This window comes from Rheinheimera marina, assembly GCF_042654345.1.
Classification (GTDB): Bacteria; Pseudomonadota; Gammaproteobacteria; order Enterobacterales; family Alteromonadaceae; genus Pararheinheimera; species Pararheinheimera marina.
This window is the reverse complement of the sequence record NZ_JBHSGB010000009.1, coordinates 1-23,626: the sequence shown is the minus strand read 5'-3', so window position 1 is coordinate 23,626 and position 23,626 is coordinate 1. Positions and strand designations below refer to the sequence as shown.

Sequence of the window (23,626 nt, the reverse complement as noted above, 5' to 3'; positions counted from 1 at the left end):
GTACTTAGAAGCTGACTTTAGGTACAGCCTGAATAGCGGCACTGTCGGCAAACTCCAGTAACCGGGCGTCCTGTTGATGACCAAACAGAGTGGCAAAAATCAGTGGAGGGAAACTTTGCTTGTAGCTGTTGTATTCAGTCACTGCGTCGTTAAAGGCCTGACGGGCAAACGCCACTTTATTTTCGGTGCTGGTCAGCTCTTCCGACAGCTGCAGCATAGTCTGATTGGCTTTTAAATCAGGGTAGGCTTCCATCACCATGCTGAAGCGGCTGAGCGCGCCCTGCAAGGCCGATTCTGCGCCCGCAAGCTGGCCAATGGCCGCAGCGTCAGAAGGCTGTGCGGCAGCGGCCTGCAGTGAACTGCTGGCACTGTTACGGGCGGCGATCACCGCTTCGAGAGTGTCGCGCTCATGCGACATATAACCTTTAGCGGTTTCCACCAGATTGGGGATCAGGTCATACCGACGTTTCAGCTGAACTTCTATCTGCGCAAAGGCGTTCTGAAACCTGTTCTTCAACAGCACCAGCTTATTGAAAATACCTACCGCATAAAACACCACCATCAGTGCTACCGCGACGGCAACAATCGCAACCCACATAGCCACTCCTTGTTCATCTATTAACCGATAAGTTCAGCTTTTAGTCGATAAAACAGCAATGTAGCACTGATAGTCGGGAATAAACAGCTTAAGACCGACGGCCTAAGCTACAGCCGTGCACAGCGTAATACAGGATCATCGCATAACAAGGCAGCATCACTGCGTAGCCAGCGATGGCACCGAATTGTTCAGACAAAGCACCATAGCCCAGCGGTAACAATGCTCCGCCTGCAATGCCCGTAATCAGTAGTGCGGAAGCTTTTGGCGTTAATGCCGCCAGGCCAGACAGCGCCAATGGCCAGACCGCGGGCCACACCAGTGCATTGGCCAGGCCAAGCAGCGCCACCCAGGCCACAGGGTTTGGCAAGGTGCCAATGCCAGTCCAGCCCCACAGCAGCTCAGACAGGCCATAACTTTGTGGGTTTGAGGCTAAAATGCCGCAGGTACAGACCAGACCCAATAGCGCAGAAGCCGCCAGCGCCTGGCGCTGGGATAACCAGCGCGGTACCAGCAGTAAACCCAGGCTGTACCCCAACACCATAAATGCCAGCGTATAAGACGTCAGGGTGGTGACATTCGGCAACTGCAACGCGGCACCCAGCATACCAATGGTGTCACCGGCAATCACTTCCACACCGACATAACAGAACAAGGTCAGCACGCCCAGCAACAAATGTGGGTAGTGCCAGACCGACAAGGTCTCGCCGTCGGCTGAGGCCGATGGTTCCTCCGGCAAATCGGGTAAGGCAGAAAAACGCAGCGCCACCGCCAGCAGCAGCATCGCAAGTGCAATACCGGCATAAGGCAACATCAGCTGATGCGCCAGTTGTTGCAACGCCTGTTGCTGTTCAGACGGCGCCATAGCCGCCAGACTGTCGGCATTCAGATGGCCCAGGTCCGCCAGCACCAGCCAGGTAAAGACGATAGGCGCCAACACCCCGGCACTTTTATTGAGGATACCCATCAACGAAATACGGGCTGCCGCCGAGTGCTCTGGCCCCACCCGCACCAGATAAGGATTGGACGCGGTTTGCAGCAAGGTTAAGCCGGAACCCACCACAAATTGTGCCAGCAAAAACACAGCAAACTGCTGGCTGAGCGCGGCCGGAATAAACAAAGCGCAGCCCAACGCTATCAGTCCCAAGCCAATGGACATCGCATTTTTATAACCAGACCAGGCCAGCACTTTGGCCATCGGCAGTGCCATCACCACATAGGCAATATAAAAACTGAAGGCAATCAGCAAGGCTTCAAACTCACCCAACTGACAGACCAGTTGTAAAAATGGGATCAAAGCCCCATTCAGCCAGGTGATAAAACCAAACATAAAAAACAGCACGCCAATAATGGCGATAGGTTGCAGGCTGTGCTGCGGAGTCACGGGATGGGTCATTCTGCCTTCCTCTGAGTTAGCTGTTGGGGTTCGCCATGCAACCAGCACTGGCTGAGGTTCAGTTGCGGGTCGAGCAGTAGCATGGAGGCTGAGCTGCCAGCCGCTAATACGCCAAGCTGCGACAAGCCCAGCATACGGGCCGGATTGGTACTCAGTGCTTTTAATGCAAAAGGCAATGGCAGTGCCAGGTCGGCGCAAAAATGCTGCAGCGCCGTCATCATGTCCAGCGCCGAGCCAGCCAGGGTGCCATCCGGCAGGGTCAGCTTCAGGCCGTCACGGCGGATCTCTGTGTCCAGATAGGCCAGGGTCTGCAAGGGGCTGCCGGTATGCGCCATCGCATCTGTAACCAAAATCAGCTTGTCTTCGCCTTTGCAGCGCGCGGCCAGCAGCGCTGACAACGGATGCACATGCAAATGGTCCAGAATAAGGCCGCAATACGCCGTGCTGGTCAGCGCCGCACCGACCATGCCAGGCTCCCGGCTGGTCAGTGGCGACATGGCGTTAAACAAATGGGTAAAACAGCAAGCTCCGGCATCCAGTGCCGCCAATGCCTGCTCTGCAGTGCAGGCCGAATGGCCCAGACTGACCAGCACACCTTCGCTGCAGAGCTCACGGATTTGGCTGACCGGCACCGTTTCCGGCGCCACAGTCAGCAACACTTTCCCCAAATCAGGCCTGCACACCAGCCGCATTTCGGCGTCCGTTAAAGGGCGGATCTGCGCAGCCGGATGAATACCGCGGCGCGCCACCGACAAATGCGGCCCCTCAAAATGAATGCCCAGCACCGTATGGCTGGCTTGCGGCAATAACTCAGCAACCGCGTCGGCGCCTTGTTGCATCACCGCAAGGCTGTCGGTGATCAAGGTCGGCAACAAACCCGTCGAGCCAAACTGCAGGTGAGCTTCGCTGATCTGTTTAAGCGCGGCCACAGTCGGCTGCTGGTTAAACAACACGCCGCCGCCACCATTGACCTGGATATCAATAAAACCGGCGCAGAGTGTGCCTTGCAGCTGGGTTTGCTCCGATGGCGGCCAGACTCCGGCCTGTACAGTCAGGATCCTGTCCTGTTGCCAGTCGACCCGGACGTCACGCAGCAGCTGCTGGCCGTCAAAACAATGGGAGACATAAAGGCTGTTCATCGGGTAATGGTCACTTTGTTCAGTCCAACCGGTGCATCCGGGTTTTTCCCCATCGCCAGTGCCACAGCTTCAATATCCAGATAAAAACGTTGCATCAGCACTAAGGGCTGCAAACGTGGATGCACAGCAGACAGACCCGGTATTAAATGCAGCACGGTGCCACCGCGGCGCTGCACTTCAGCGACCTGCGCCTGATGGGCTTGCATTGTCTCGTCAGTCAGGTCCACATCCAACAGGGTCAGTGGCTGATTGAGCAACGAAATAGGCCCATGTAAAAACTCCGCGCTGCTGAAGGCTTCGGCCTGAATGCCACAGACTTCTTTAATCTTTAACGCAATTTCCCGTGCGATGGCATAACCAAAAGCCCGACCAAGCACCACACAATGGCGCAGTGCCTGCACTTGTTCTGCCTGCAGCTGAGTGGGCTGATTTAATACCTGCTGCAACTGGGTGGGCAGCTGTTGCAGCGCGGCCAGCAATTGCCGGTCTTGCTTCCAGTGAGCCACCAGCGACAACAAGGCTGATAAGGTGCACAGGTAACTTTTGGTTGCGGCAACCGCTTTTTCCGGCCCGGCCAGCAACGGAATCGCGTAGTCAGCTAAAGCCGCCAGCGGCGAGCTGATGTCATTCACCAGTGCCACCACCAGCGCACCACTTTGTTTGGCCGCTCTGGCCTGGGCCAATAAGTCTTCACTGCGGCCAGACTGCGAAATCAGCAGCACCAAAGCGCGTTGCAATCGCAACTGCTGGGCGAATAAGCTGGCCACAGAGGGTGCAGCGGCGGCTACAACCACCCCTAACTCCACCTCAATCAAATAACGGGCAAACACACCGGCGTGGTCTGAAGTACCGCGCCCGACGATATAAACAAAGGCAGGGTCAAACTGGCGGATCTGCTGCGCGATTGTCTGATACAACGCTGTATTGTCTGCGGTTTGCTGTTCAATCCGCTGCCAGCTTTCACTGGCTTCCTGACGCATTAAAGTCATTCCGACCTCTCCATAAAAAATTGACGGGCCAGTGCGACGGCACCAGCTTCGGCTGAGCTCTGCACCGGGCTGAGCTGCTGTTGTAACGATTCAGGTAATAGCTGACGCCAGGCCGGAGCCAGGCCGCCCAGCATCGCCAGACGGCTGGCGCCGGTTTGCTGCAATCGCTGCAGCAGCGCCTGCACATAATCCAGCCCCTGCTGCACGATGCGCTGCGCGGCCTGATCTTCTTGCTGTTGCCACTGCAGTACCAGGGGGGCTAAGGCGGCAAAATCCGCTGCTTTATAAGGCAGGCAGCAGGCAATCAAATCCATATTGCTTTGCACAGCTAAAGTCCGGCACAGCGCCTGGGTCAAACCGCTGTGAGGCTGCAAGCCATCCAGTACGTCCAACGTGGCGCCTACAGCCTGCCAGCCCAACCAGGCACCGCTGGCGCGGTCACCCAGCGGAAACCCCTGTGCGCTGAATAAATGCTGTTGACCCGCCACTGTCGAAAACGCAGAGGTGCCGGTACCGGTGATCAAAATGCCGCCATCCTGGCCGCCATGAGCGCCAGCACAGGCGATATGTAAATCTGTGGTCACCTTCATTCCACCAAAGGGGTGCGACCATTGCTCCATATGCGCCAGCGCGCTCGGCACATTCACCCCGGCTAAGCCCAGCACCACCTGACAGCTGGCCAGTGCTGATTCAGTAAAACCTGCGCCTGCCAGCGCCTGGCGACTGGCGTCCAGCACTGAGGCTATCGCCTGCTCTGCATCAGTCGCCGGGTTGGCGGGACCGGCCAGCGCTTCGCCCAGCAGATGACCCGAAGCACTTTCCAGTCGGGCCCTGCATTTGGTGCCACCACCATCTATCCCGATAAAAAGTTGTTGTTTGCGCAGCACAGTTCCCCCTGTGATTGAAGCCGCTGATTTCGGGCAAGCCGAGGCCATCCCCGCTGGTTCAGAGGGATGTCCTGCAGCACTGCGTTAAATTTTTACGAATATCTTGCGTTGATACAGCCACCAGACCGGCAGGTAACACAGCAGCAAAAATGCCACCACCCAAAGTGCCGCACTGAAAAACTGGTCCAGCCCGGCCTGCTGAGCAAATTGCAGGTAGGCGTCATGCACAGAGCTGCCGCCAAGCGGCACTTCAAGCAGTTTTTCCAGGGCGACGTGCAGCACATAAGCCACAATGGCATTGGCGCCAAAGATCAGTGGGATGCGGATACCGTACTGATAACCGCGCACGTCGGTGTACCAAATCAGCAAGCCAAGCACCATGCTGGCCATGCCACTGGTTACCAGTACAAAAGAGCTGCTCCAGATTTGTTTGATCAGCGGGAAAGACAAACTCCAGAGCGACCCCAGCAGGAAGCTGGCAAAACCCAATACAAAGAGCGACATCACCAGTTGCGGCAAGTCCTGCTTGAAGCGCAGCACCAATCGGCCCATTAACACACCGTACAAACCACTGGCGATGGCCGGCCAGGTGCTGAGAATACCTTCAGGATCCCAGCTGCCACGCCACAACATGCCCGGCAACCAGGCGCTGTCAAACCAGTTAATCAGATTGGCGCCCCGCTCCAGCTGACCTGCAGGCAATCCTGGTGCCGGCACCAGTAGAATCAGAGCCCAGTAACTTAATAAAATGCCTGCCATCACCTGCACCAGCCGTTTGCTGCTGCAATGCAGCGCCAAAAAGCAGCAGGCCATGTAGACAAGTGCAATACGTTGCAGCACCCCCAGCAGCCGGACGTCACTGAACTTCAGGTACATCAGATTGACCACCAAACCCAACACAAACATGATCAGGGTGCGGCGCAGCACTTTGAGCCGCAGTGCCGACAACTCGGCACTGCTGCGCTCTGCCGGTTTAAAGCCAATCGCAATAGCCACACCGACAATAATCAGGAAAAACGGAAAGATAAAATCAGCAAAGGTGACGCCATCCCAATAAGCATGGGAAAACTCACCATAGGTGTTGGGGCTGTTGACCATAATCATCAGAATAATGGTCAGGCCCCTGAATAAATCTAACGCCAATAAACGCTGGTTCTGCATAGTTCTATCCTGGCCGCTGCACTGGCTGCGGCCGTAAAAGGTTTACAAGTTTGACGGTGGCGCTTTGCTGTCACTGATCAACTGCTGAATGTGTTGCACAGCGGCATAAGGATCGGCCGGTGCCACCAAAGGCGTGGCCAGCGGCTGGTCCAGCCAGGCCTGTTCAAAGTCCAGCAGTTTCTGCTCTACCTTGGTTTCATCCAGCACTTTTCCTTGTCCGGCCGCCATCTTCAGCTCGTCCAGCATCAGCTCCCAACGCGGCAGGTAATACTGAGCGTACAGGCCATGCCAGGCTTTAGAGGCATAGTCTTTCAGCTTATTACCGCCCCAGCGGCTGACCTGCAAGCGGGCGTTGCGTTCGTACAAGGCCGCATCGGCCTCGTTGTCGGCATAAGCTCTGGCATCAGCCACCCAGCTGAACAGGCTTTCCTGTTGACTGGCCATCAAGGCGTCGGTCGCCAGCATCAGCTGTTTGGCCTGCTGACGACGTAAATCCCCCTCCGCCACTTTGTGCTGCTGATAAGCCAGCATGCTGTGCTGCAGCAGCATATCGATATGCTGTGACGCGGCATGGCGGGCAAAATCGACCAGATCGTAACTGAGCAAGGTTGAACGTTCTGCAACAGGCAAAGCGGCCAGTTCACGCACCGCCTGGTCCAGCAGCGCCAGATTGCCCGGAGCCCCTGTGTAGCGCAGGTATTCCAGAGACGGACGTTTGGCCAGCAGATAAGCACCCGCCGAACCTTCCCACCAGCGAGGTTCCCAGTATTTGGTGCTGAGCACCGCTTTGTAGACTTTGTTCCAGGCCGACAATAAGGCCGGACTGGTCTGGCCGTAGCGTGCTTTCAGGTATTGCTCCAGCCAGCTCAGCGTCACCTCAGCCTGCCCTTGCCAGGCCAGGTCGAACATAAACTCGTAGGCCACAGAATTACTGTGAATACCCTCGGGGAACACGCCATAACCGGTCAGGTTGCCTTTGTCCGGATGCTGCATGGCAACGGCCACTTTATCGCGGTAATAATCCAGATCGGCATAGACAGGGTTACTGCCGCCGTAGTTATGGATAAATCCAAACACCCACTGCTTGTTGTAAAAACCTTTGGCCTTTTGCCAGACGTCAAAACGGTCATTGCCAATATCGTGGATCATCAGTTTTTGATCCGGCACCCGGCTTAAAAAGGCATCAATAGAGGGTAAATCCCAGAAATGCTGATCAGAACCAAACATCCAGCCTTGCATCACCCAAACCGCATTTGGCGCAGCCTGCGCCAGAGACTGGTATAACGCCTCACCGTAACCGGCCAGGTCCTGATAACGATGCTGTTCCGACACCGGCGGCAACATCTCGTTAAAGGCGTCCATCAGGTAGTACTGCTGGGCTCCGTATTCGGCGTTGTAGAGCTCAATAAAACGTTTGGCGACTTTGGCAAACAAGGGGTCGGCCGGGTCCAGCCAGTAGGTTTCATGGGCAAAACCAGACCATTTCGGCATGGCGGAAATTTTGGCCTGTGGAAACAGCGTCTTAAACTCTTTGGGCACATAACCCGAAAAGGCCGGCACCACCGGTTTCATGCCGTAGTCACTCATGCGTTTGAGAATTTGTTTTTGCAGCGCACGTTTTTTCTGAATGTACTGCGCTGGCAACGGCCCTTCGTGGCCTTCAATATTGCCCATGCGCTGCCAGGGCGTAAAAGCCGGGCCTGAGAAATAACTGGCCAGTTCAGTGTCGGCCACACCAAATTCGTGCCACAACTGTTGCCAGATATATTCCTGGCCTTCCATCGCAACCGGGTTGTTGACGCCGTGCAGCGCCATCCAGTCCAGTTCCTCTTGCCAACGGTCCCAACCCCACCAGGGGCTGGAATAACCATAAGCACAGACATTCAGGTAAGAACGCTGGGCAAACAAAGAGGTCACCCGCTCCGCCGGATAATCAGCGAACTGAGCCGGTAATGCCACACGACTACCTTCCCAGCTGACCGATAAAGCGCCGGTCTGACGCAGGTATTCGTAAGTGCCGTAACTGAGCGCCGTGAGCGCATTGGCACTGACATAAAGCTGACCGTCTTTGGCTTCGACCTGATACCAGTCGGGCTGACTGTCCTGCACCAGTACCAAATGCACGTTGGTTGGCTGTGAACCGGTCACGCGTTCAAATAAATCCAGGACAGGTTGCACCCCGCTCTGCTGCTCTGCAGCCGCGACTACAGCTTCGCTGCTTTGTGCCTCAGCAGCTGGCTGGCAGGCACTCAAAAGCCCAGACAGCACTGCGGCGGTCACCAGAGTCAGGGAAAACTTCGGTAAATACATCGGGAAATCCTGTTGCTTCAGTTAAACAGAGCAACCCGGCTGCACACCGGGCTGCTCTTGCTGGTTACAGATTAAAGTTCACACCCAGGTAATAGCTGCGGCCAATTACACTGGTGGTTTGCCAGGCGCGGGTCAAATCGTCCCGGTAGGCTTCTTCATCTTTACCATTGAGGTTCAGGGCGCCGAAATTCACCGCCCATTGCTCGTCAATGTTCCAACCTAACAACAGATCGACCTGGTTACGGCCGGCCACAGTACGGCCTTCACGGGCAAAGAAGGCGTCACTGCTTTCCTGCACATATGGGCTGCGGTGGTTCAGAGCTACCCGGGCGCTGAAGCTGTCGTTTTCCCAATACGCGGTGATGTTCCAGGTTTGCTCGGACGAGTTGGTCAGGGTAAAGCCTTCACTTTCATCCACCAGAATGCGGGTGTAGTTCGAGCTTAAACCAAAACCAGGCACAGGTAACCAGGCACTCAGGCTTTGGTTCCAGCCAACCTCATAGCCTTTGACCGTCAGCTCAGAGCTGTCGTTGTAAATAGCGGTGATGTCGTAGATATTGCCTGAGCTGTCGACACACTCAGAGCCTGAAGTCGATAAAGCGGTGCCGTTGTAAGAGCCCGGACAAACCAGCTCGCTGACCGTGCCGTTTTTGATGTCTTTCTGGAACAGGTTCACTGTCAGCGAATCGCCTTCGCTGTAATACCATTCCCAGCCAAAATCCAGCTGATTGGCGGTCAGTGCTTTGAGCTCAGGCTGACCCAGATTCACCGTATAAGTGCGGGTGCCAAAAGAGTTGGACGCTGAAGTTTCTGACGGCGCCAGCTGGGTATTGGAGGTCAGAATAGGACGCACCAGCACTTTCGCTGCGGCCAAGCGTAACTGCATCTCATCATTTAATTCCAGCACCAGGTTAGCGCTTGGTAAGAAGTTGCTGTAGTCATAGCTTTGGGTCAGCTCACCAATGGCCAGCTTGATTTCTTCGTTATCCGGGTGGGTATCGCCGGTCAGGTAGGTATTCACGTCACGGTCAGTTTGCTCATACCGGCCACCGAAGTTACCACGCAGCGGCATGCCGGCAAGTTCAGTTTCAAAATCAGCCATCAGGTAAGCCGCCATAATTTCACGGTCCATCGAGTAGCTGGACTGGGCAGCAAACAAGGTCGGAACTGTCACGCCTTCGGCTTCAAGCGCATCGCGGTAGGCCTGGATATTAGGAGCAATCCAGCTGTGCTGAATACCCATTTTATTGTCGAGGAAATCCGTCACCAGGTAGCCGGTTTCAGCCATAGACGGCAAGTCAGCCGGATCGGCATCGCCAATAGCAGCGCGGTCGGTACGGAACACTTCACGCGACAATGTTTCTTTGCGGTACTTGACCCCTGTGGTCAGGCGGGTAAACCAGCCCCAATCCAGACCGCGGGTGGCGTCAAACTGCACTGCAGTTTCATCCGACTCCATCAGACGGGTGGCGCCGTTCGGGTATTCGTTACGTGGCATCACGGCCGGGTACAATGCCGGGTCCGCCAGGTTTTCAGCAATATTAAACAGCACGTTGGATGGATTGGAGATATCCAAAGTGGCCTGTGAAATCACTGTGGCCAGAATGGCGGCTTCTTCATTGTGGGTAGCATCACCTGAGGTGTAGTGCAGCACTGAACTGAAGGTCCAGTCTTCCCAGTCGTAGTCCATCTCTAAGGTGTAGGCGTCAGAGGTCGCGTCTTTGTCTTCCAGCTGACGGTTGTTTTCAGTGGTGAAGTTATTAATTTGAATTTGGTTGTACAGGCCATTTTCAGCGTCGCCCAGCCGGGTGATCTGGTTGGCGTTAAACAGGAATACCTGTTGGTTTAAATCCTGTTTGGTGTCATCACCGGCATAAACGGCAGTCAGCTTGGCTTCAAACGCACTGTTTGGACGCCACTGTACGGTGCCGTTAAATAACTCACGGTCAGTTTCCCGATCGATACGGCGGTAACGCGGACGGCGTGGGGTGACATCCCCTGTGGCTGAATCAACAAACCAGCGGTCCATCCAGAAGTTATCTACCCGGTCATCCAGTTCCTGATAACCGACGTTCAACAGCACGCCAACAGTACCGTCAGCAAACTGGTCAATGTAGGTGGCGTTGGCTTTTGGCGTGACATCTTCGGATGGAGAAAACTCAGAGTACTGGCCTTTGGCCGACAGCAATACTTTGCGTTCAGGAAAGGACAGCGGCGATGCCGTATCGATATTGATGGTGCCTGACAAACCGCCAGCGTCCATATTCGCTGATGGCGACTTGATCACTTCAATGGTTGACGCCAGTTCAGTCTGAATAATGTCAAACCGGAAACCACTGGTGAAATCGGCGCTGGCCATACTCTGACCGTTTAAGGTGGTGCGCGCATACTGCGAACCCAAGCCACGAACACTGATGGTTGAGCCACGGCCGTTTACGTTAGAAATTTGCACACCAGGAATACGCTGGATGGCTTCGGCGATGTTTTCGCTGGGGAACTTACCAATATCTTCGGTGGTGATCGCGTCTGTGACTTTGGTGTCCTGACGTTTAATGTCTGCAGCGGCGGCCAGGCTGCCACGGAAGCTGACTTGGATCACTTCTACATCTTCGTCTTCGGTGGCTTTAGCTTGTTGCGCCTGGGCCAAAGCCGGCACCAGTAACGTTGCCATCAGTGAAGCGAGAATAGTTTTTTTACCTAACTTGTATTGATTCAACCTGCTCATAACCTGTGCTCTCTCGTTGCCAATCGTTGTTTTTGTGATCGCCTCTCCTTCGATCCGGAGCGTATTGATCGGTGATTTATTCATCACTCTGAGTTCAAGTTATCAGCAACCTGTCAACGTTGTCAATAAAAATACTGACAACGTTGGCAGTTATTTTAATTTGATAATTTTCAATTACTTAGTCAATTTTTCCACAGAATCGCGGGTGACAAGTTGCAAATGAAAGCCACAATGAGGGGGTTGTTCGTCAGGCTCCAGCATCAGCGCAATCAGCATGGCAGCTGCTTTTGCGGCCATATCCGCATTCGGCTGATGCACTGTGGTGAGCTTGGGCCAGGTTTGGCGGGAAAAGGGGCTATTTTCAAAACCGACGATGGACAGATCGGCCGGCACCGCCAGCTGTTTCATCCGGGCTGCGAATAAAGCGCCAGCTGCAATTTCGTCGTTACAGCCAAACAGCGCAGTGGCAGGTTCTGCCAGCGCCAGTAACTGCTCGGTCATCGCCACGCCGGAATCAAAGGTAAAATCACCGCTGATCACCAGCTCAGGGCTCAGCTCAATGCCGGCCTGCTCTAAGGCTGCGCAGTAGCCACGATAACGGCCAACCGACGAACGGTGGTCAGCGCGGTAGCCGAGAAAAGCGATGCGGCGATGGCCTTGCGCCAGCAAGTACTCGGTCATAGCACGGCCAGCGGCTTCGTCATCCACATAAATGGTCGGGCAAAGTTCATCCGGTGGAGCGGCCCCGGACACAATACGTACCACCTTGGCTTGCTGAGCCAGCAGTTGCTGCACCAATTCGCTGTTTTCCGACAGCGGAGGGGTCAGGATCACGCCGCCTACCTGGTTACTGCCAATCATGGTGCTGAGCTCCTGGCGAACCAGATCGGACCCGGAGTCCGTCGGGTGGATCACCAGTTCAAAGCCTTTGCGGCGACATTCGGACAAAATGCCGTTTTGCATTTCAATCACGTAATGACTGTTCGGGTTGTCATAAACAAAAGCAAGTGAAAAAGGTGCGGTGCGCATCAAGCGGGCGGTGCGATTTGGCTGGTAATTAAGGGTCTCGATCACGGCCTGAACTTTGGCTTTGATTTCATCACTGACCCAAGCCTCGTTGTTCACGACTCTGGACACAGTTTTGAAGGACACGCCAGCCAGGCGAGCCACATCTTTGATGGTAGGTTTTTTACCGGTCATAGCTTCCATTCTGCTGTGCAGATGTCACTGAACGCCAACCGATCAGGATACTGCTTGAACAATCTTAACAGTGAGAGACCTTCCGACTTTATACTCTCAATGCCCGACTGTCCAAGCCTGTTTGCAACCCTCATCTCATCAAGGCTGCATTTCACCGAGCTAGCTGCGTAGGCCGCGGCCTGAACTGATCAAGTTCATGGCAATACCAAAGAAAGCCGCAATAAACAGCAAGATCACGCCAAATGCCAGCCCCAGATGCACGTCACTGACGCCAAGGAAACCATAGCGGAACGCATTGACCATATAGACAATAGGGTTGATTTGCGACACCCCCTGCCAGAATGGCGGTAACAGACTCAATGAATAAAACACCCCGCCGAGGTAAGTCAGCGGTGTCAGTACGAAGGTCGGAATAATACTGATGTCATCAAAGGTTTTGGCATAAACAGCGTTGATAAGACCCGCCAGCGAAAACAGCATGGCGGTCAGTACCACAGTAGAAATCAACACCAACGCATGATGGATCTGAATGTCGACGAAAAACAGCGACAGCAGGGTGACAATAAAACCCACCAACAAACCTCGTGCCACACCGCCGCCCATATAGCCCAGCACTATGATGTAATTAGGCACTGGTGCCACCAGCAACTCTTCCACGTTGCGCTGAAATTTGGCACTAAAAAACGAAGACGCCACATTGGAATAAGAATTGGTGATCACCGCCATCATGATCAGGCCTGGCACAATAAACTCCATGTAACTAAAGCCACCCATATCGCCAATTCTGGAGCCAACCAGGGCGCCAAAAATAACAAAATACAGTGTCATGGTAATGGCCGGAGGCACCAGGGTCTGCACCCAAATCCGCAAAAATCTGTTGGTTTCTTTGTAGAGAATACTTTGTAAAGCAATACGGTACTTCATGCTGTGGCTCCCCGCCCTTGCTCCACCAGACTGACAAACAGCTCTTCCAGCCGGTTGGCTTTATTACGCATTGAAAGCACAGTGATGCCCTGTGCTGTGAGGGCGCTGAATACCGCATTCAGGCCTTGGGATTTTTCCACATCCACCTCAATACTGTGGTCGTCCAGCCGTCGCCATTGGTACTGCTCCAGCTGCGGAGTCTGGCTGCCAGCTGCCAGGTCCAGCACAAAGGTCTCTTTGGTCAGCTTGCTCAGCAAGGCTTTCATGCTGGTGTTTTCTACAATCTCGCCTTTGTCGATAATGGCAATATTGCGGCACAAGGATTCGGCTTCTTCCAGGTAATGGGTGGTCAGGATAATGGTGACGCCCTGCTGGTTAATCTGCTTTAAAAATTCCCACATGGAGCGGCGCAACTCAATATCGACGCCGGCTGTTGGTTCATCCAGAATCAACAGTTTGGGTTCATGCATCAGCGCGCGGGCAATCATCAGCCGGCGTTTCATGCCGCCAGACAACTCACGCGACCGGGCATGACGTTTTTCCCATAAACCAAGCTGACCTAAATACTTTTCAGCACGGGCCAGCGCCACGTCACGCGGCACACCATAATAACCCGCCTGATTCAGCACAATTTGCAGCACAGTTTCAAACTGGTTGAAGTTAAATTCCTGTGGCACCAGGCCGAGCTGGCTTTTGGCATCTTCCAGCGCTGTGTCCAGGTCATAGTCGAACACCTGCACTGAACCACTGCTCTTATTCACTAAAGAACTGATAATGCCAATAGTGGTACTTTTACCCGCACCGTTCGGCCCCAACAGCGCAAAAAAATCGCCTTGGTTCACATCCAGATCAATGCCTTTGAGCGCCACAGTGCCACTTTTGTATTGCTTCTTCAAAGCGCGAATGCTTAACGCCAACGTCATTTGTTCTCCCCATAACCCCAACGTGGGATCAGTTGTTGGGCCAACCCCAGATGATCCAGGATGCGGGCAACCATAAAATCTTCAATATCCTGCAACGTTTTTGGCTGATGATAAAAACCAGGCGACGCTGGCATCACCACAGCACCAGCTCGACTTAAGCTGAGCAAATTCTCCAGATGGATAGTACTGAGTGGCGTTTCGCGTGGCACCAGAATTAACTGACCGCGTTCTTTCAGCACCACGTCGGCAGCGCGTTCAATCAGGTTGTCACTTAAACCATGGGCTATAGCTGCAGCTGTGCCGGTTGAACACGGGCAGATCACCATGTGTTTGGGTGCCGCCGAACCGGACGCACAAGGTGAAAACCAGTCGTCTTTGCCATACACAGTCAACAGCTCTGCCGGCACCGCCAACTGCTGCACAATAAAATCGCGGCAGGCTTCAGGCCCGCCTGGCAGCTTAATGTCATGTTCGGTGGCAAACACCACCCGGGCGGCGCTGGAGATCAGTAAATGTACTTTCACGCCTTGCGCCAGCAGGTTTTGTAACAGGCTCCAACCATAACCGGCGCCTGAGGCGCCGGTAAAAGCCAGAGTGATTTCTTTGGTCATTGTGAATTTTCCAGTGCATCCAGCAGCTTCTGATGAATACCCCCAAAGCCGCCGTTACTCATCACCAGGATATGGTCACCCTCAGCGGCTTTTTCAACCAAAGCGGCTACTAATAATTCAATGGATTGAAACACATAAGCACGGCCTGGCATTTGAGCCGCGACATCAGCCATCGACCAGCCGGAATGGGCAGGCTCAAATAAATACACTTCGTCCGCCAATTGCAGCGAATCCGGCAAGGCAGCCTTGTGCACACCCAGTCGCATGGTGTTGGAACGCGGTTCCAGCACCGCCAGAATACGCGCCTTGCCGACATTGGCACGCAGGCCTTGCAATGTGGTGGCAATAGCCGTTGGATGGTGAGCAAAATCATCATAGACAGCAACCTGACGTTTAACGCCTTTCAGTTCCAGCCGGCGCTTCGGCGCAACGAATTTATGCATCGCTTCCAGCGCTACGGCGACCGGCACACCAGCATGGCGGGCTGCGGCAATCGCCATTACCGCGTTTTCGACATTGTGTTGCCCTAACAAGGACCAATGCAGTTCACCCTGCGCCTCGCCCTGATAAAACAGCGCAAAGGCCGAGCCGTCCGCGCTGAGTAACTGCACAGTCCAGTCGTTGCCATAACGCTGCTGCTCACTCCAACAGCCAAGCGCCAGCGTTTGGTCAACGGCTTCCACCCCAGCCGGGCTCAGCACCAGTCCAGTCGACGGCACCATCCGCAATAAATGATGGAACTGACGCTGAATAGCGGCCAGATCCGGGAAAATATCGGCGTGATCATATTCCAGGTTGTTGATCACCAACGTACGTGGCCGGTAGTGTACGAACTTAGAGCGTTTATCAAAAAAGGCCGTGTCGTATTCGTCGGCTTCAATAACAAAAAACGGTGATTCGCCTAAACGGGCCGACACCTCAAAATTTTGTGGAATGCCACCAATCAGAAAACCGGGGTTCAGGCCGGCATAGTCCAGGATCCAGGCCAACATACTGCTGGTAGTAGTTTTACCGTGAGTGCCGGACACCGCCAGCACCCAGCGCTGGTGCAGCACTTCTTCGGCCAGCCACTGGGGGCCCGAGCTGTACGGAATGTTTCTGTTCAGCACATACTCGACCGCCGGATTGCCCCGCGACATCGCATTGCCGATAATGACTAAATCCGGCGCTGGCTCCAGCTGAGCCGGGTCATAGCCCTGCGTGAGTTCTATCCCGAGTTGTTCCAGCTGAGTGCTCATCGGCGGGTACACATTGGCATCAGATCCCGTCACTTTGTGGCCCAGACTTTTGGCAATAGCGGCGATTCCGCCCATAAAAGTGCCACAAATCCCCAAAATATGAATATGCATACGATCCATCCTTACTACGGCGTTACCGCATTCTATACCCAAACGAGGCGAAGATGCAGATAGCAGCCAGCTGAACTATGACGGATGTAAATAAAACCACTGCTTCACTGCAAAATGTGGCGAACTTGATTAAACTAGCAACCGCACGCCCAACCCCTACCCTACACAAAAAACTGGGCGGCTTGTCTAACCTCTGACTAACAAAGGATTTTTTATGCGTCGTTTGGCTCCGGTACTGCGTCAAGATGGTGCAGATGCAGACCTCATCAGTTTAATTAAAACCATTCTTGCTGCCTGCAAAGAAATTTCATTCCGGGTAGGCCAGGGCGCGCTGTCCGGTGTGCTGGGCTCGACTCTGGATGAAAATATTCAGGGCGAAACCCAGAAAAAACTCGACGTGCTGGCCAATGAACTGCTCAAAGACATGATTCTGGAAAGTGGCCTGGTGATGGCCATTTCTTCCGAAGAAGAAGAAAGCACAGTCGCCGGCAACCCGAATGGCCAGTTTCTGGTGACCTTTGATCCGCTGGATGGTTCGTCCAATACCGACATCAACAGCCTGATTGGCACTATTTTTTCTATATTGCCTGCGCCTGCCAAGGCAGACCCGGCTGATCCGAGCATCTTTTTGCAACCGGGTACGGCACAGATTGCGGCAGGTTATGTACTGTACGGCCCGTCCACCATGCTCGCGCTGACCACAGGCAAAGGCACCCGGCTGTACACCCTGGATAAAACCTATGGTGGTTTCCTGCTGACTCAGGAAGAAGTGGCCATTCCGGGAGTGACCGCTGAGTTTGCCGTCAATATGTCCAACCAGCGTCATTGGGAAGCACCAATGCAGGCCTATATCGCTGATTTATTACAGGGCAAGGAAGGTCCTCGCGGTAAAAACTACAATATGCGCTGGATTGCCGCCATGGTCGGTGATGTGCACCGTATTTTGTGCCGCGGTGGCATCTTCGCTTACCCACGTGATTTAAAAGACCCGAAAAAACCAGACAAACTGCGCCTGATGTACGAAGCCAACCCGATGAGCATGTTGGTGGAACAGGCCGGAGGTGCCAGCAGCACAGGCTATCAGCGCATTATGGAAATCCAGCCGGTGGATATTCATCAGCGGGTTGCGGTGATTCTGGGCTCGCGCCACGAAGTCGACAGCTGCCTGAATTACCATAAAACGGACAGCAGCAAACCATAGCCATTTTTACGGCCGCCGTTATAATAGGCGGCAAAATTCAGTAAAGAGGATGAATCCATGAGCTTAAGCCAGGTGCCTGCAGGTAAAAACCTGCCAGAAGAAATTAACGTTGTGATTGAAATTCCGGCCAACGCCGATCCAATCAAATACGAAGTGGATAAAGACACCGGCACCGTGTGGGTTGACCGCTTTATGGCCACACCAATGTTCTACCCATGCAACTACGGTTTCGTTAACCAGACCCTGTCGTTAGACGGAGACCCGGTCGACGTGCTGGTGCCAACGCCATACCCACTGGTCCCAGGTGCAGTGATCAAGTGCCGCCCTGTTGCCGTACTGAAAATGGCCGATGAATCAGGTGAAGACGCCAAAGTTCTGGCGGTACCCGTCAGCAAACTGACCAAGATTTATGACCATATCCAGGACATCGGTGATGTGCCTGAGCTGCTGAAAAACCAAATCCAGCACTTCTTTGAGCGTTACAAAGAGCTGGAGCCAGGTAAGTGGGTGAAAGTGATCGGCTGGGGTGACAAAGCCGAAGCCAAAGCTGAAATTGTCAGCTCATTTGAACGTGCTCAGCAGAAATAAGCTGCTGTTCCGGCAAAAAACGGCACCTTGAGTGCCGTTTTTTATTGGCGGAAAAAAAACTTCCGCCAAACCACTAAAACTGATAAAAATCCTGCACCAGATCTGATATGTTCTGAGCTCGTCGGCTGCAGTGCGCAGGCCCGGCTGAACAAGACAATAACAACAACAGATACTGCCATTGCAGTCAGGGTAGCATTTTATGGGTTTGTTCAATTCCGCTTTAGCGCGTTGCCTCCTTCTTCCTTTTTCCGTCAGCTTTGTTGCCATTTTAGCTGTCGTGCTGACTGGCGCCGCTGTGCCTGTCTGGCTGACGCTACTGCTGGCTGCACTTTTGTGTGCACAGCTGGTCTGGCAATTACTGCTGGTTCAGCCTTTTGCCAAAGCTCAGCAACAACAACAAGACTGGTTAGTGGCACAGCAGCAAGGTGCCAGCTCTGCAGCATCACTGACAGAATCCGGCCCGCTTGGCCGTCAGCACGGTTTGATGAATCAATGGTCGCAGCAGCATCAGACAATCCGACAGGAACTAAGCCAGCAGCAACAGCAATTGCAGCAACTTTGTACTGAGCTGAACCAGTTATCACGCCAGGATCAACAACAGCAGCAGCATCAGCAACAGGCCGTACAGCAAACGCGGCAAATGATTGAATCGATGAACCAAAGCGTGCTGGATGAAGTGCAAAGCGCCAATCTGGCCGCCGAGGCAGCCAATCATTCCAATCAGGTGGCGCATCAGGGCCAGAAGATTGTTGAAGCCACAGTCGCTAACATTGGCCAACTGGCTGACCATTTAACCCAGGCTTCCGCCACTATTAGCCAACTGGAACAGGATACCCATCAGGTAGGTGCTGTGTTAGAAGTGATCCGCGGCATTGCCGAACAAACCAACCTGCTGGCACTGAATGCGGCCATTGAAGCAGCCCGGGCCGGTGAACAGGGCCGCGGTTTTGCCGTGGTGGCCGACGAAGTCCGGACTTTGGCGTCCCGCACCCAACAATCCACCCAGCAAATCCAGAAAACCATTGAGCAGCTGCAAAGCGCGGCGAAAGAAGCTGTACAAAAAATGCAGCTGAGCAGTGAGCAGGCTAATGCCAGTGTGCAAAGCGCGCATCAGGCCGGCGATGCGTTAAAAGACATTACCGGTAGCATTGGACAGATTTGTGCTATGAATCAGGAAATCGCCACCGCCACGGACGAACAGCAGCATTTAACTAAAGCAATGGTGGGTTATGTCCGCACTATAGATGACGCCATGTTGCAAGCTGCTGAACGTCAGCAACAATTGCAACAGGCACTGAAACGTCTGGCTGGTTAAACTGGCGCAGGTTCACGGTACAGAGAATCAAGCAGGCCGATCAGGGCCTGCGCCTCTGTACTGTGCAGGCGATAATAAACGGTTTGTGCGTCTTTTCTGGTCTTCACCAGCTTCTGTCGGCGCAGCACCGCCAGATGTTGAGACAAAGCAGACTGACTGAGCCCCAGTTTCTCATTCATCTCTGTCACCGACAATTCATTTTCAAGCAAATAACACAAGATCAACAGGCGTCTTTCATTAGCCACAGCTTTTAACAAGCGCGCAGCCTGGGCGGAGTTGCTCAGCATTTGTTCTGCATTCATCTGTACCCTACCATCACAACAACAGAGACTGCATTATGCCGCGAAGCCAAACGGCCAAACAATAAGAGCTATTCTCGTTTATCGCGTATTCAGGGCCTTTGGGCTTAGCCGGGCATCGAAGCGCGGTTTGCCTTCAATACGGGCTGCACCACCTGATGAATTCGTTCAGAGGCAAAAGGTTTGACAATAAAAGCACCAGCGCCACCGGCCACGGCATCTTTCAGGTTCTCGACAGAAGAATAAGCAGAGCAAATAAACACCTGACAGTCGGGTTGTTGTTGCTTTAACTGACGCAGCAACTGACGGCCATTGACATCGGGCAGCTGAATATCCAGAAACACCATATGAGGTTTATGCTGATTGAACAGTAAAGTGCCTTGATAACCATCTGCAGCTTCGTAAACCGGACCGACGCCCAGATGCTTCAGGATCTGACACAAGTAACTACGAACGGCCGCTGTATCATCGATGATCAGGGCGGAACACCAGGAAGAAATCATTGTTTATCCTTAACTCTTTTTTTGCCGCATTAGCTTGCTGTTAATCGAAACAACACTGCTGCGGCTGCGCATCCCGTGCTAAAGTCCGCTTAATTTAACAACAACACCATGGAATGAAAAGATGAAAATTCACCAGTTGCTGCTCGGCCTGAGTCTGAGCGGCCTTTTCCCTGCCCTGGCGGCAACACCGGCATTGAATCAAGACCTGGCCTTTGAGCTGGTCGCCTCGCTGACCACTGAAGTGGGCCCACGTATTGCCGGCAGTGATGCCGAACGCCGGGCTGCAGACTGGGCTGTTCGCCACTTTAAAGCACTGGGGTATGACAAAGTCTGGACAGAAAGTTTTGATATGCCGGGTTGGACCCGTGGCCAGGCCAGCCTGGAAGTGATGAGTCCGTTCCCACAACCGCTGGTACTGACGTCTTTAGGCGGTTCCATTGGTACGCCGGCTCAAGGTATTACAGCTGATCTGGTGATGTTTGACAGCATTGAAGCTCTGCAGCAGGCCAACAAAGCCCAGGTTGAGGGCAAAATCGTATTTATTAACAAAGCGATGCAAAAAGACAAATCCGGCTCTTTTTACGGCCAGGTAGTGGCTGCACGCGCCCGTGGCGCTGTTGAAGCGGCGAAGTTGGGCGCCAAAGCTGTGGTGATCCGTTCTGTCGGCACTAGCAACAACAGATTTGCCCACACAGGCACCATGAAGTATGACCCTGAAGTTCAGGCAATTCCTGCAGTCGCAGTCTCGGTGCCGGATGCACTGAACCTGGCCCGTATGCTGGAAAAAACCGATAAGCTGACACTGAAATTGCAAATGAATAATCAGCTTGAAGCGGCGAAAAGCCAGAATGTGATTGCCGAAATCACCGGCTCGGAGCAACCAGACGAAATCGTATTGATTGGTGCCCATCTGGATTCCTGGGACCAGGGAACTGGCGCACTGGATGATGGAGCCGGCGTCGGCCTGGTGATGGCCACTGGCGCCTTGCTGAAACAACAGCAACGGCCTAAACGTACGGTGCGGGTGGTGCTGTACGGCAACGAAGAAGGCGGATTGTTAGGTGCCCGCGCTTATGCCGCCGCGCATCAACAGGAGCTGGCCAAACACGTCATGGCTGCAGAATCTGATTTTGGTGCCGGAAAAATCTGGAAACTGGAAAGCCGCTTTGGTGAAAATGCGCAGTCTTTTGCTCAACAGATGCAACAAAAGATGGCTCATCTGGGTATTGAGCTGGGCGGTAATGAAACGCATGGCGGGCCAGATGTGTCAGTGCTGGTGCCAGCCGGAGTACCTGTGGTCGGCTTAATGCAGGACGGTACTGACTATTTCGATTACCATCACACCCCAAATGACACCTTGGACAAAGTTGATCCGCAAGCACTGAAACAAAACTTGCAAGCCTGGTTGCTGATGACGGACACTGTCGCCAATAGTACGGTTGATTTACGAAAATAATGGCTAAAGAAGTGAAAAAGACCTCCTTATTAACGGAGGCAGAAAAACAGAAGTTACTGAAAAAAGGTCAGTCGAAAAAACCGGTCAGTTCAGCAACTTCTGCAGAACCTGCACGCAGTGGTTATGTCGGCACCGCCCCGGCCCCACGTCGCAGCGAGGCAACAGCAGAACCTGAGGTCAAACCATCCAAAGCCAAATATTGGCTGGTTTTGGCCGTACTGGTGCTGGTGGCTCTTTTTGTTAGCCCCAAACCTCAACTGGTGCAGTATCAGACTGCCGGCATGACCACTACCAGCGTGTACATGCCAGGCTGGTTTGGTGCCGAAGGCCGCATTATGGATACCAAACAACGTGCGCTGTTGTCTGAAAGCGAGCAAAGCCTGCATTTATGTTTTTCTGAGCAACAGCCAGAACAGTGCATTAAGTACCAGGTGAAACAGCAACAAGGACCAATAGCCGCGTTACTTTATATGAGCCGTCAATAAGAGCTTTTAGTGCGGCAGCTCAGCCTGCTGCACCAAAACAACAAACCTAACACCAAAGCAATGACTGCTGGCAGGGTCCAATAGGGACCAGGTCCCTGTCCCAGCAGTGCCAGACCTGCCAACATCAGCAAAAAAGGGTAAAATTCGTAATACCAAAAGGGCCAGCCGCTTTTGAGCTGAAGGCGTAAGCCATGTTTACTTCTGCGTTTGTCTGTCCGGATCACCCAGGTCCAGGCTCCAGTGACAAACAACAAGCAGGCTGGTAACAAGGTAAAAAGTGAATGGCTGAATAAGGTAGTGGCTGCGCCACTGCTCAGATACAAATAAGGCAAAGCCTCGTACAATTTATCGGGTAACATAAGCGCCTCCTTGCGTCAGTTACCCGCTAAGCATAGCTGATATTAACAATTTATTATCTTTTAACTGCCCGACAGACGTACCGGGACAGCTGGAGAATGCAGCAATGCAGGATGAAGATCTGGATTTATTTTTGCAGGAAATGGCTGGCGTGAAACGGCTGAAAGCCGACGCGCTGGCCGACCCGAATGGTGAACATCAGCCGAGCTTAGCTCAGTTGGCAAGACGTCAGGCAGCAGAGCAGGAAATGGAGTACGACCCAAATTACCTGAGTCTGGAGTATGTTGATCTGGTCAAACCGGACGAGGTACTGGCTTATAAAAAAGACGGTGTACAGGAAGGGGTGTACCGCAATCTGCGATTGGGCAAATACCAGCTGGATGCGACATTAATGTTACTTGGAAAAGGATTGGTTGAAGCCAGAGCAGCACTGTTTCAGTTTGTGCGTGAGTGCCATCAACGGGGGATCCGGACGCTGTTGGTCCATCACGGCATGGGCAAAGAGAGCAAGCCACACCCGGCTATCCTGAAAAGCTATAGTTTCAAGTGGTTACAGCAAATCCCAGAAGTGCTGGCTTGCCACACCGCACAAAAACAACATGGCGGTTATGCCGCAACTTATATTCTGCTGCAGAAAAATTCGGATCAGAAAAGAGAAAACCGCGAACGTCATCAAAAACGCTGATTTACTCTGTTTGCTGCACCTGATGCGGATGAGCAGGTGTAGCCTCTGCTTTGGTTAAAAATGCTGACAATGCCATTAACCCCACCAAAATGGCGATTGCAGTAAAGCCAAAACCCCGACTGGACGCTTTACGCATACTGAAAACCTCAGTTAAAAATGTGTAATTTTTCTTGATTTTTTGGAATTATGAACATTCCGAAAACCAGTGTAGACAAGTTGTTGTTTAGTTACAAGATTTACATTGAATTACACAAATTTTCTGCGTTTCAGTTTTTTTCTCGCTTATCCGCCAGCACTTTTGCAGAAAGGCGCTGCTGCAATTCCTCAATGGCCTGACGGGCGGCGGGTTGTTGAATACTGTAAAATTGCTGCTGATATTCAAACTCCACGGCCTGAGCATGGTCATGGCAGTGCAGTAGTTCGCGCATCTGCGTATTTCGGTGAATCCGATCAGCGATTCCGGAGTTATCCGATCACCTGCTAACCGTTCTTTTTCTTGATTCTATTTTTACGCTAAGTGATCGGATT

General features: G+C 53.3%; 24 protein-coding genes. 6 read left to right on the top strand and 18 right to left on the bottom strand.

The annotated features are described in order from the left end of the window. Positions 1 to 4: 4 nt before the first annotated feature. The 13 genes from ACFO3I_RS09030 to mpl form a co-directional block, all read right to left on the bottom strand. Complete coding sequence (locus ACFO3I_RS09030) at positions 5 to 598, bottom strand: LemA family protein (protein ID WP_377333527.1); 594 nt, start codon at positions 596 to 598, stop codon at positions 5 to 7. An 88-nt stretch (positions 599 to 686) separates the two neighbouring features. Then, positions 687 to 1,991, bottom strand: coding sequence for an MFS transporter (locus tag ACFO3I_RS09025; protein ID WP_377333526.1), 1,305 nt, complete (start codon positions 1,989 to 1,991; stop codon positions 687 to 689). Next, on the bottom strand, positions 1,988 to 3,130 hold the full coding sequence (gene nagA, locus ACFO3I_RS09020) for an N-acetylglucosamine-6-phosphate deacetylase (protein WP_377333524.1): 1,143 nt from the start codon (positions 3,128 to 3,130) through the stop codon (positions 1,988 to 1,990). The genes ACFO3I_RS09025 and nagA overlap by 4 nt, the downstream gene beginning before the upstream one ends. Next, positions 3,127 to 4,119, bottom strand: coding sequence for a glucosamine-6-phosphate deaminase NagB-II (gene nagB-II / locus ACFO3I_RS09015; RefSeq protein ID WP_377333522.1), 993 nt, complete (start codon positions 4,117 to 4,119; stop codon positions 3,127 to 3,129). Before nagB-II ends, nagA begins: the two co-directional genes overlap by 4 nt. After that, complete coding sequence (locus tag ACFO3I_RS09010; protein ID WP_377333520.1) at positions 4,116 to 5,006, bottom strand: glucosamine kinase nucleotide-binding domain-containing protein; 891 nt, start codon at positions 5,004 to 5,006, stop codon at positions 4,116 to 4,118. Before ACFO3I_RS09010 ends, nagB-II begins: the two co-directional genes overlap by 4 nt. An 84-nt stretch (positions 5,007 to 5,090) precedes the next feature. After that, on the bottom strand, positions 5,091 to 6,167 hold the full coding sequence (locus tag ACFO3I_RS09005) for an acyltransferase family protein (RefSeq protein WP_377333518.1): 1,077 nt from the start codon (positions 6,165 to 6,167) through the stop codon (positions 5,091 to 5,093). 42 nt (positions 6,168 to 6,209) lie between these two features. Further along, positions 6,210 to 8,477 (bottom strand): alpha-N-acetylglucosaminidase, encoded by a 2,268-nt coding sequence (locus ACFO3I_RS09000; protein WP_377333517.1) that lies wholly within the window; start codon positions 8,475 to 8,477, stop codon positions 6,210 to 6,212. 64 nt (positions 8,478 to 8,541) lie between these two features. Then, complete coding sequence (locus ACFO3I_RS08995) at positions 8,542 to 11,202, bottom strand: TonB-dependent receptor (protein ID WP_377333515.1); 2,661 nt, start codon at positions 11,200 to 11,202, stop codon at positions 8,542 to 8,544. A gap of 174 nt (positions 11,203 to 11,376) precedes the next feature. Beyond that, positions 11,377 to 12,411 (bottom strand): LacI family DNA-binding transcriptional regulator, encoded by a 1,035-nt coding sequence (locus ACFO3I_RS08990; RefSeq protein ID WP_377333514.1) that lies wholly within the window; start codon positions 12,409 to 12,411, stop codon positions 11,377 to 11,379. Positions 12,412 to 12,561: 150 nt separating this feature from the next. Then, complete coding sequence (locus ACFO3I_RS08985; protein WP_377333513.1) at positions 12,562 to 13,326, bottom strand: ABC transporter permease; 765 nt, start codon at positions 13,324 to 13,326, stop codon at positions 12,562 to 12,564. Continuing rightward, the gene (locus ACFO3I_RS08980; RefSeq protein WP_377333511.1) at positions 13,323 to 14,249 is read right to left on the bottom strand and encodes an ABC transporter ATP-binding protein; all 927 of its coding nucleotides are present in this window, start codon (positions 14,247 to 14,249) and stop codon (positions 13,323 to 13,325) included. The genes ACFO3I_RS08985 and ACFO3I_RS08980 overlap by 4 nt, the downstream gene beginning before the upstream one ends. Further along, on the bottom strand, positions 14,246 to 14,860 hold the full coding sequence (locus ACFO3I_RS08975) for a flavin prenyltransferase UbiX (protein ID WP_377333509.1): 615 nt from the start codon (positions 14,858 to 14,860) through the stop codon (positions 14,246 to 14,248). The genes ACFO3I_RS08980 and ACFO3I_RS08975 overlap by 4 nt, the downstream gene beginning before the upstream one ends. Beyond that, entirely contained in the window at positions 14,857 to 16,209 is a 1,353-nt protein-coding gene (gene mpl, locus ACFO3I_RS08970; protein ID WP_377333508.1) for a UDP-N-acetylmuramate:L-alanyl-gamma-D-glutamyl-meso-diaminopimelate ligase, read from the bottom strand. Before mpl ends, ACFO3I_RS08975 begins: the two co-directional genes overlap by 4 nt. A gap of 214 nt (positions 16,210 to 16,423) precedes the next feature. Between mpl and ACFO3I_RS08965 the strand changes: the two genes are divergently transcribed. The 3 genes from ACFO3I_RS08965 (at position 16,424) to ACFO3I_RS08955 (ending at position 19,313) form a co-directional block, all read left to right on the top strand. Next, positions 16,424 to 17,410 (top strand): class 1 fructose-bisphosphatase, encoded by a 987-nt coding sequence (locus ACFO3I_RS08965; RefSeq protein ID WP_377333507.1) that lies wholly within the window; start codon positions 16,424 to 16,426, stop codon positions 17,408 to 17,410. A 57-nt stretch (positions 17,411 to 17,467) separates the two neighbouring features. Then, complete coding sequence (ppa, locus tag ACFO3I_RS08960) at positions 17,468 to 17,998, top strand: inorganic diphosphatase (protein WP_377333505.1); 531 nt, start codon at positions 17,468 to 17,470, stop codon at positions 17,996 to 17,998. Positions 17,999 to 18,197: 199 nt separating this feature from the next. Then, positions 18,198 to 19,313 (top strand): methyl-accepting chemotaxis protein, encoded by a 1,116-nt coding sequence (locus ACFO3I_RS08955; protein ID WP_377333503.1) that lies wholly within the window; start codon positions 18,198 to 18,200, stop codon positions 19,311 to 19,313. Here the strand turns inward: ACFO3I_RS08955 and ACFO3I_RS08950 are convergent. Beyond that, complete coding sequence (locus ACFO3I_RS08950; RefSeq protein WP_377333501.1) at positions 19,310 to 19,570, bottom strand: ArsR/SmtB family transcription factor; 261 nt, start codon at positions 19,568 to 19,570, stop codon at positions 19,310 to 19,312. The two genes, ACFO3I_RS08955 and ACFO3I_RS08950, sit on opposite strands and share 4 nt — an antisense overlap. Positions 19,571 to 19,719: 149 nt before the next feature. Continuing rightward, complete coding sequence (locus ACFO3I_RS08945; protein WP_377333499.1) at positions 19,720 to 20,115, bottom strand: response regulator; 396 nt, start codon at positions 20,113 to 20,115, stop codon at positions 19,720 to 19,722. Between the two features lie 121 nt (positions 20,116 to 20,236). Here ACFO3I_RS08945 and ACFO3I_RS08940 point away from each other — a divergent pair, with 121 nt between their 5' ends. Together ACFO3I_RS08940 and ACFO3I_RS08935 are read left to right on the top strand one after the other, a co-directional pair. Next, a complete protein-coding gene (locus ACFO3I_RS08940) occupies positions 20,237 to 21,571 on the top strand; it encodes a M20/M25/M40 family metallo-hydrolase (RefSeq protein WP_377333497.1) in 1,335 nt (444 codons plus the stop codon). An 11-nt stretch (positions 21,572 to 21,582) separates the two neighbouring features. Beyond that, positions 21,583 to 22,056, top strand: a complete 474-nt coding sequence (locus ACFO3I_RS08935) for a hypothetical protein (RefSeq protein ID WP_377333495.1) — start codon at positions 21,583 to 21,585, stop codon at positions 22,054 to 22,056. Here the strand turns inward: ACFO3I_RS08935 and ACFO3I_RS08930 are convergent. Further along, on the bottom strand, positions 22,050 to 22,415 hold the full coding sequence (locus ACFO3I_RS08930; protein WP_377333494.1) for a hypothetical protein: 366 nt from the start codon (positions 22,413 to 22,415) through the stop codon (positions 22,050 to 22,052). The genes ACFO3I_RS08935 and ACFO3I_RS08930 overlap by 7 nt on opposite strands. Before the next feature lie 104 nt (positions 22,416 to 22,519). On the opposite strand from ACFO3I_RS08930, the gene smrA reads away from it, so the two are divergent. After that, complete coding sequence (gene smrA / locus ACFO3I_RS08925) at positions 22,520 to 23,098, top strand: DNA endonuclease SmrA (RefSeq protein WP_377333492.1); 579 nt, start codon at positions 22,520 to 22,522, stop codon at positions 23,096 to 23,098. A 1-nt stretch (position 23,099) separates the two neighbouring features. On the opposite strand, the gene ACFO3I_RS08920 is transcribed toward smrA, so the two are convergent. Together ACFO3I_RS08920 and ACFO3I_RS08915 are read right to left on the bottom strand one after the other, a co-directional pair. Beyond that, positions 23,100 to 23,234: a hypothetical protein gene (locus ACFO3I_RS08920; RefSeq protein WP_377333491.1), complete on the bottom strand. Its 135-nt coding sequence runs from the start codon at positions 23,232 to 23,234 to the stop codon at positions 23,100 to 23,102. A gap of 130 nt (positions 23,235 to 23,364) precedes the next feature. Then, a complete protein-coding gene (locus ACFO3I_RS08915) occupies positions 23,365 to 23,526 on the bottom strand; it encodes a hypothetical protein (protein WP_377333489.1) in 162 nt (53 codons plus the stop codon). Positions 23,527 to 23,626 lie beyond the last annotated feature (100 nt).

Excerpts from the sequence above, each read along its gene's own strand:
- ACFO3I_RS09030 (WP_377333527.1), bottom strand. The coding sequence starts at position 598 with ATGTGGGTTGCGATTGTTGCCGTCGCGGTAGCACTGATGGTGGTGTTT.
- ACFO3I_RS09025 (WP_377333526.1), bottom strand. The coding sequence starts at position 1,991 with ATGACCCATCCCGTGACTCCGCAGCACAGCCTGCAACCTATCGCCATT.
- nagA (WP_377333524.1), bottom strand. The coding sequence starts at position 3,130 with ATGAACAGCCTTTATGTCTCCCATTGTTTTGACGGCCAGCAGCTGCTG.
- nagB-II (WP_377333522.1), bottom strand. The coding sequence starts at position 4,119 with ATGACTTTAATGCGTCAGGAAGCCAGTGAAAGCTGGCAGCGGATTGAA.
- ACFO3I_RS09005 (WP_377333518.1), bottom strand. The coding sequence starts at position 6,167 with ATGCAGAACCAGCGTTTATTGGCGTTAGATTTATTCAGGGGCCTGACC.
- ACFO3I_RS09000 (WP_377333517.1), bottom strand. The coding sequence starts at position 8,477 with ATGTATTTACCGAAGTTTTCCCTGACTCTGGTGACCGCCGCAGTGCTG.
- ACFO3I_RS08995 (WP_377333515.1), bottom strand. The coding sequence starts at position 11,202 with ATGAGCAGGTTGAATCAATACAAGTTAGGTAAAAAAACTATTCTCGCT.
- ACFO3I_RS08990 (WP_377333514.1), bottom strand. The coding sequence starts at position 12,411 with ATGGAAGCTATGACCGGTAAAAAACCTACCATCAAAGATGTGGCTCGC.
- ACFO3I_RS08985 (WP_377333513.1), bottom strand. The coding sequence starts at position 13,326 with ATGAAGTACCGTATTGCTTTACAAAGTATTCTCTACAAAGAAACCAAC.
- ACFO3I_RS08980 (WP_377333511.1), bottom strand. The coding sequence starts at position 14,249 with ATGACGTTGGCGTTAAGCATTCGCGCTTTGAAGAAGCAATACAAAAGT.
- ACFO3I_RS08975 (WP_377333509.1), bottom strand. The coding sequence starts at position 14,860 with ATGACCAAAGAAATCACTCTGGCTTTTACCGGCGCCTCAGGCGCCGGT.
- mpl (WP_377333508.1), bottom strand. The coding sequence starts at position 16,209 with ATGCATATTCATATTTTGGGGATTTGTGGCACTTTTATGGGCGGAATC.
- ACFO3I_RS08965 (WP_377333507.1), top strand. The coding sequence starts at position 16,424 with ATGCGTCGTTTGGCTCCGGTACTGCGTCAAGATGGTGCAGATGCAGAC.
- ppa (WP_377333505.1), top strand. The coding sequence starts at position 17,468 with ATGAGCTTAAGCCAGGTGCCTGCAGGTAAAAACCTGCCAGAAGAAATT.
- ACFO3I_RS08955 (WP_377333503.1), top strand. The coding sequence starts at position 18,198 with ATGGGTTTGTTCAATTCCGCTTTAGCGCGTTGCCTCCTTCTTCCTTTT.
- ACFO3I_RS08945 (WP_377333499.1), bottom strand. The coding sequence starts at position 20,115 with ATGATTTCTTCCTGGTGTTCCGCCCTGATCATCGATGATACAGCGGCC.
- ACFO3I_RS08940 (WP_377333497.1), top strand. The coding sequence starts at position 20,237 with ATGAAAATTCACCAGTTGCTGCTCGGCCTGAGTCTGAGCGGCCTTTTC.
- ACFO3I_RS08930 (WP_377333494.1), bottom strand. The coding sequence starts at position 22,415 with ATGTTACCCGATAAATTGTACGAGGCTTTGCCTTATTTGTATCTGAGC.
- smrA (WP_377333492.1), top strand. The coding sequence starts at position 22,520 with ATGCAGGATGAAGATCTGGATTTATTTTTGCAGGAAATGGCTGGCGTG.
- ACFO3I_RS08920 (WP_377333491.1), bottom strand. The coding sequence starts at position 23,234 with ATGCGTAAAGCGTCCAGTCGGGGTTTTGGCTTTACTGCAATCGCCATT.
- ACFO3I_RS08915 (WP_377333489.1), bottom strand. The coding sequence starts at position 23,526 with ATGCGCGAACTACTGCACTGCCATGACCATGCTCAGGCCGTGGAGTTT.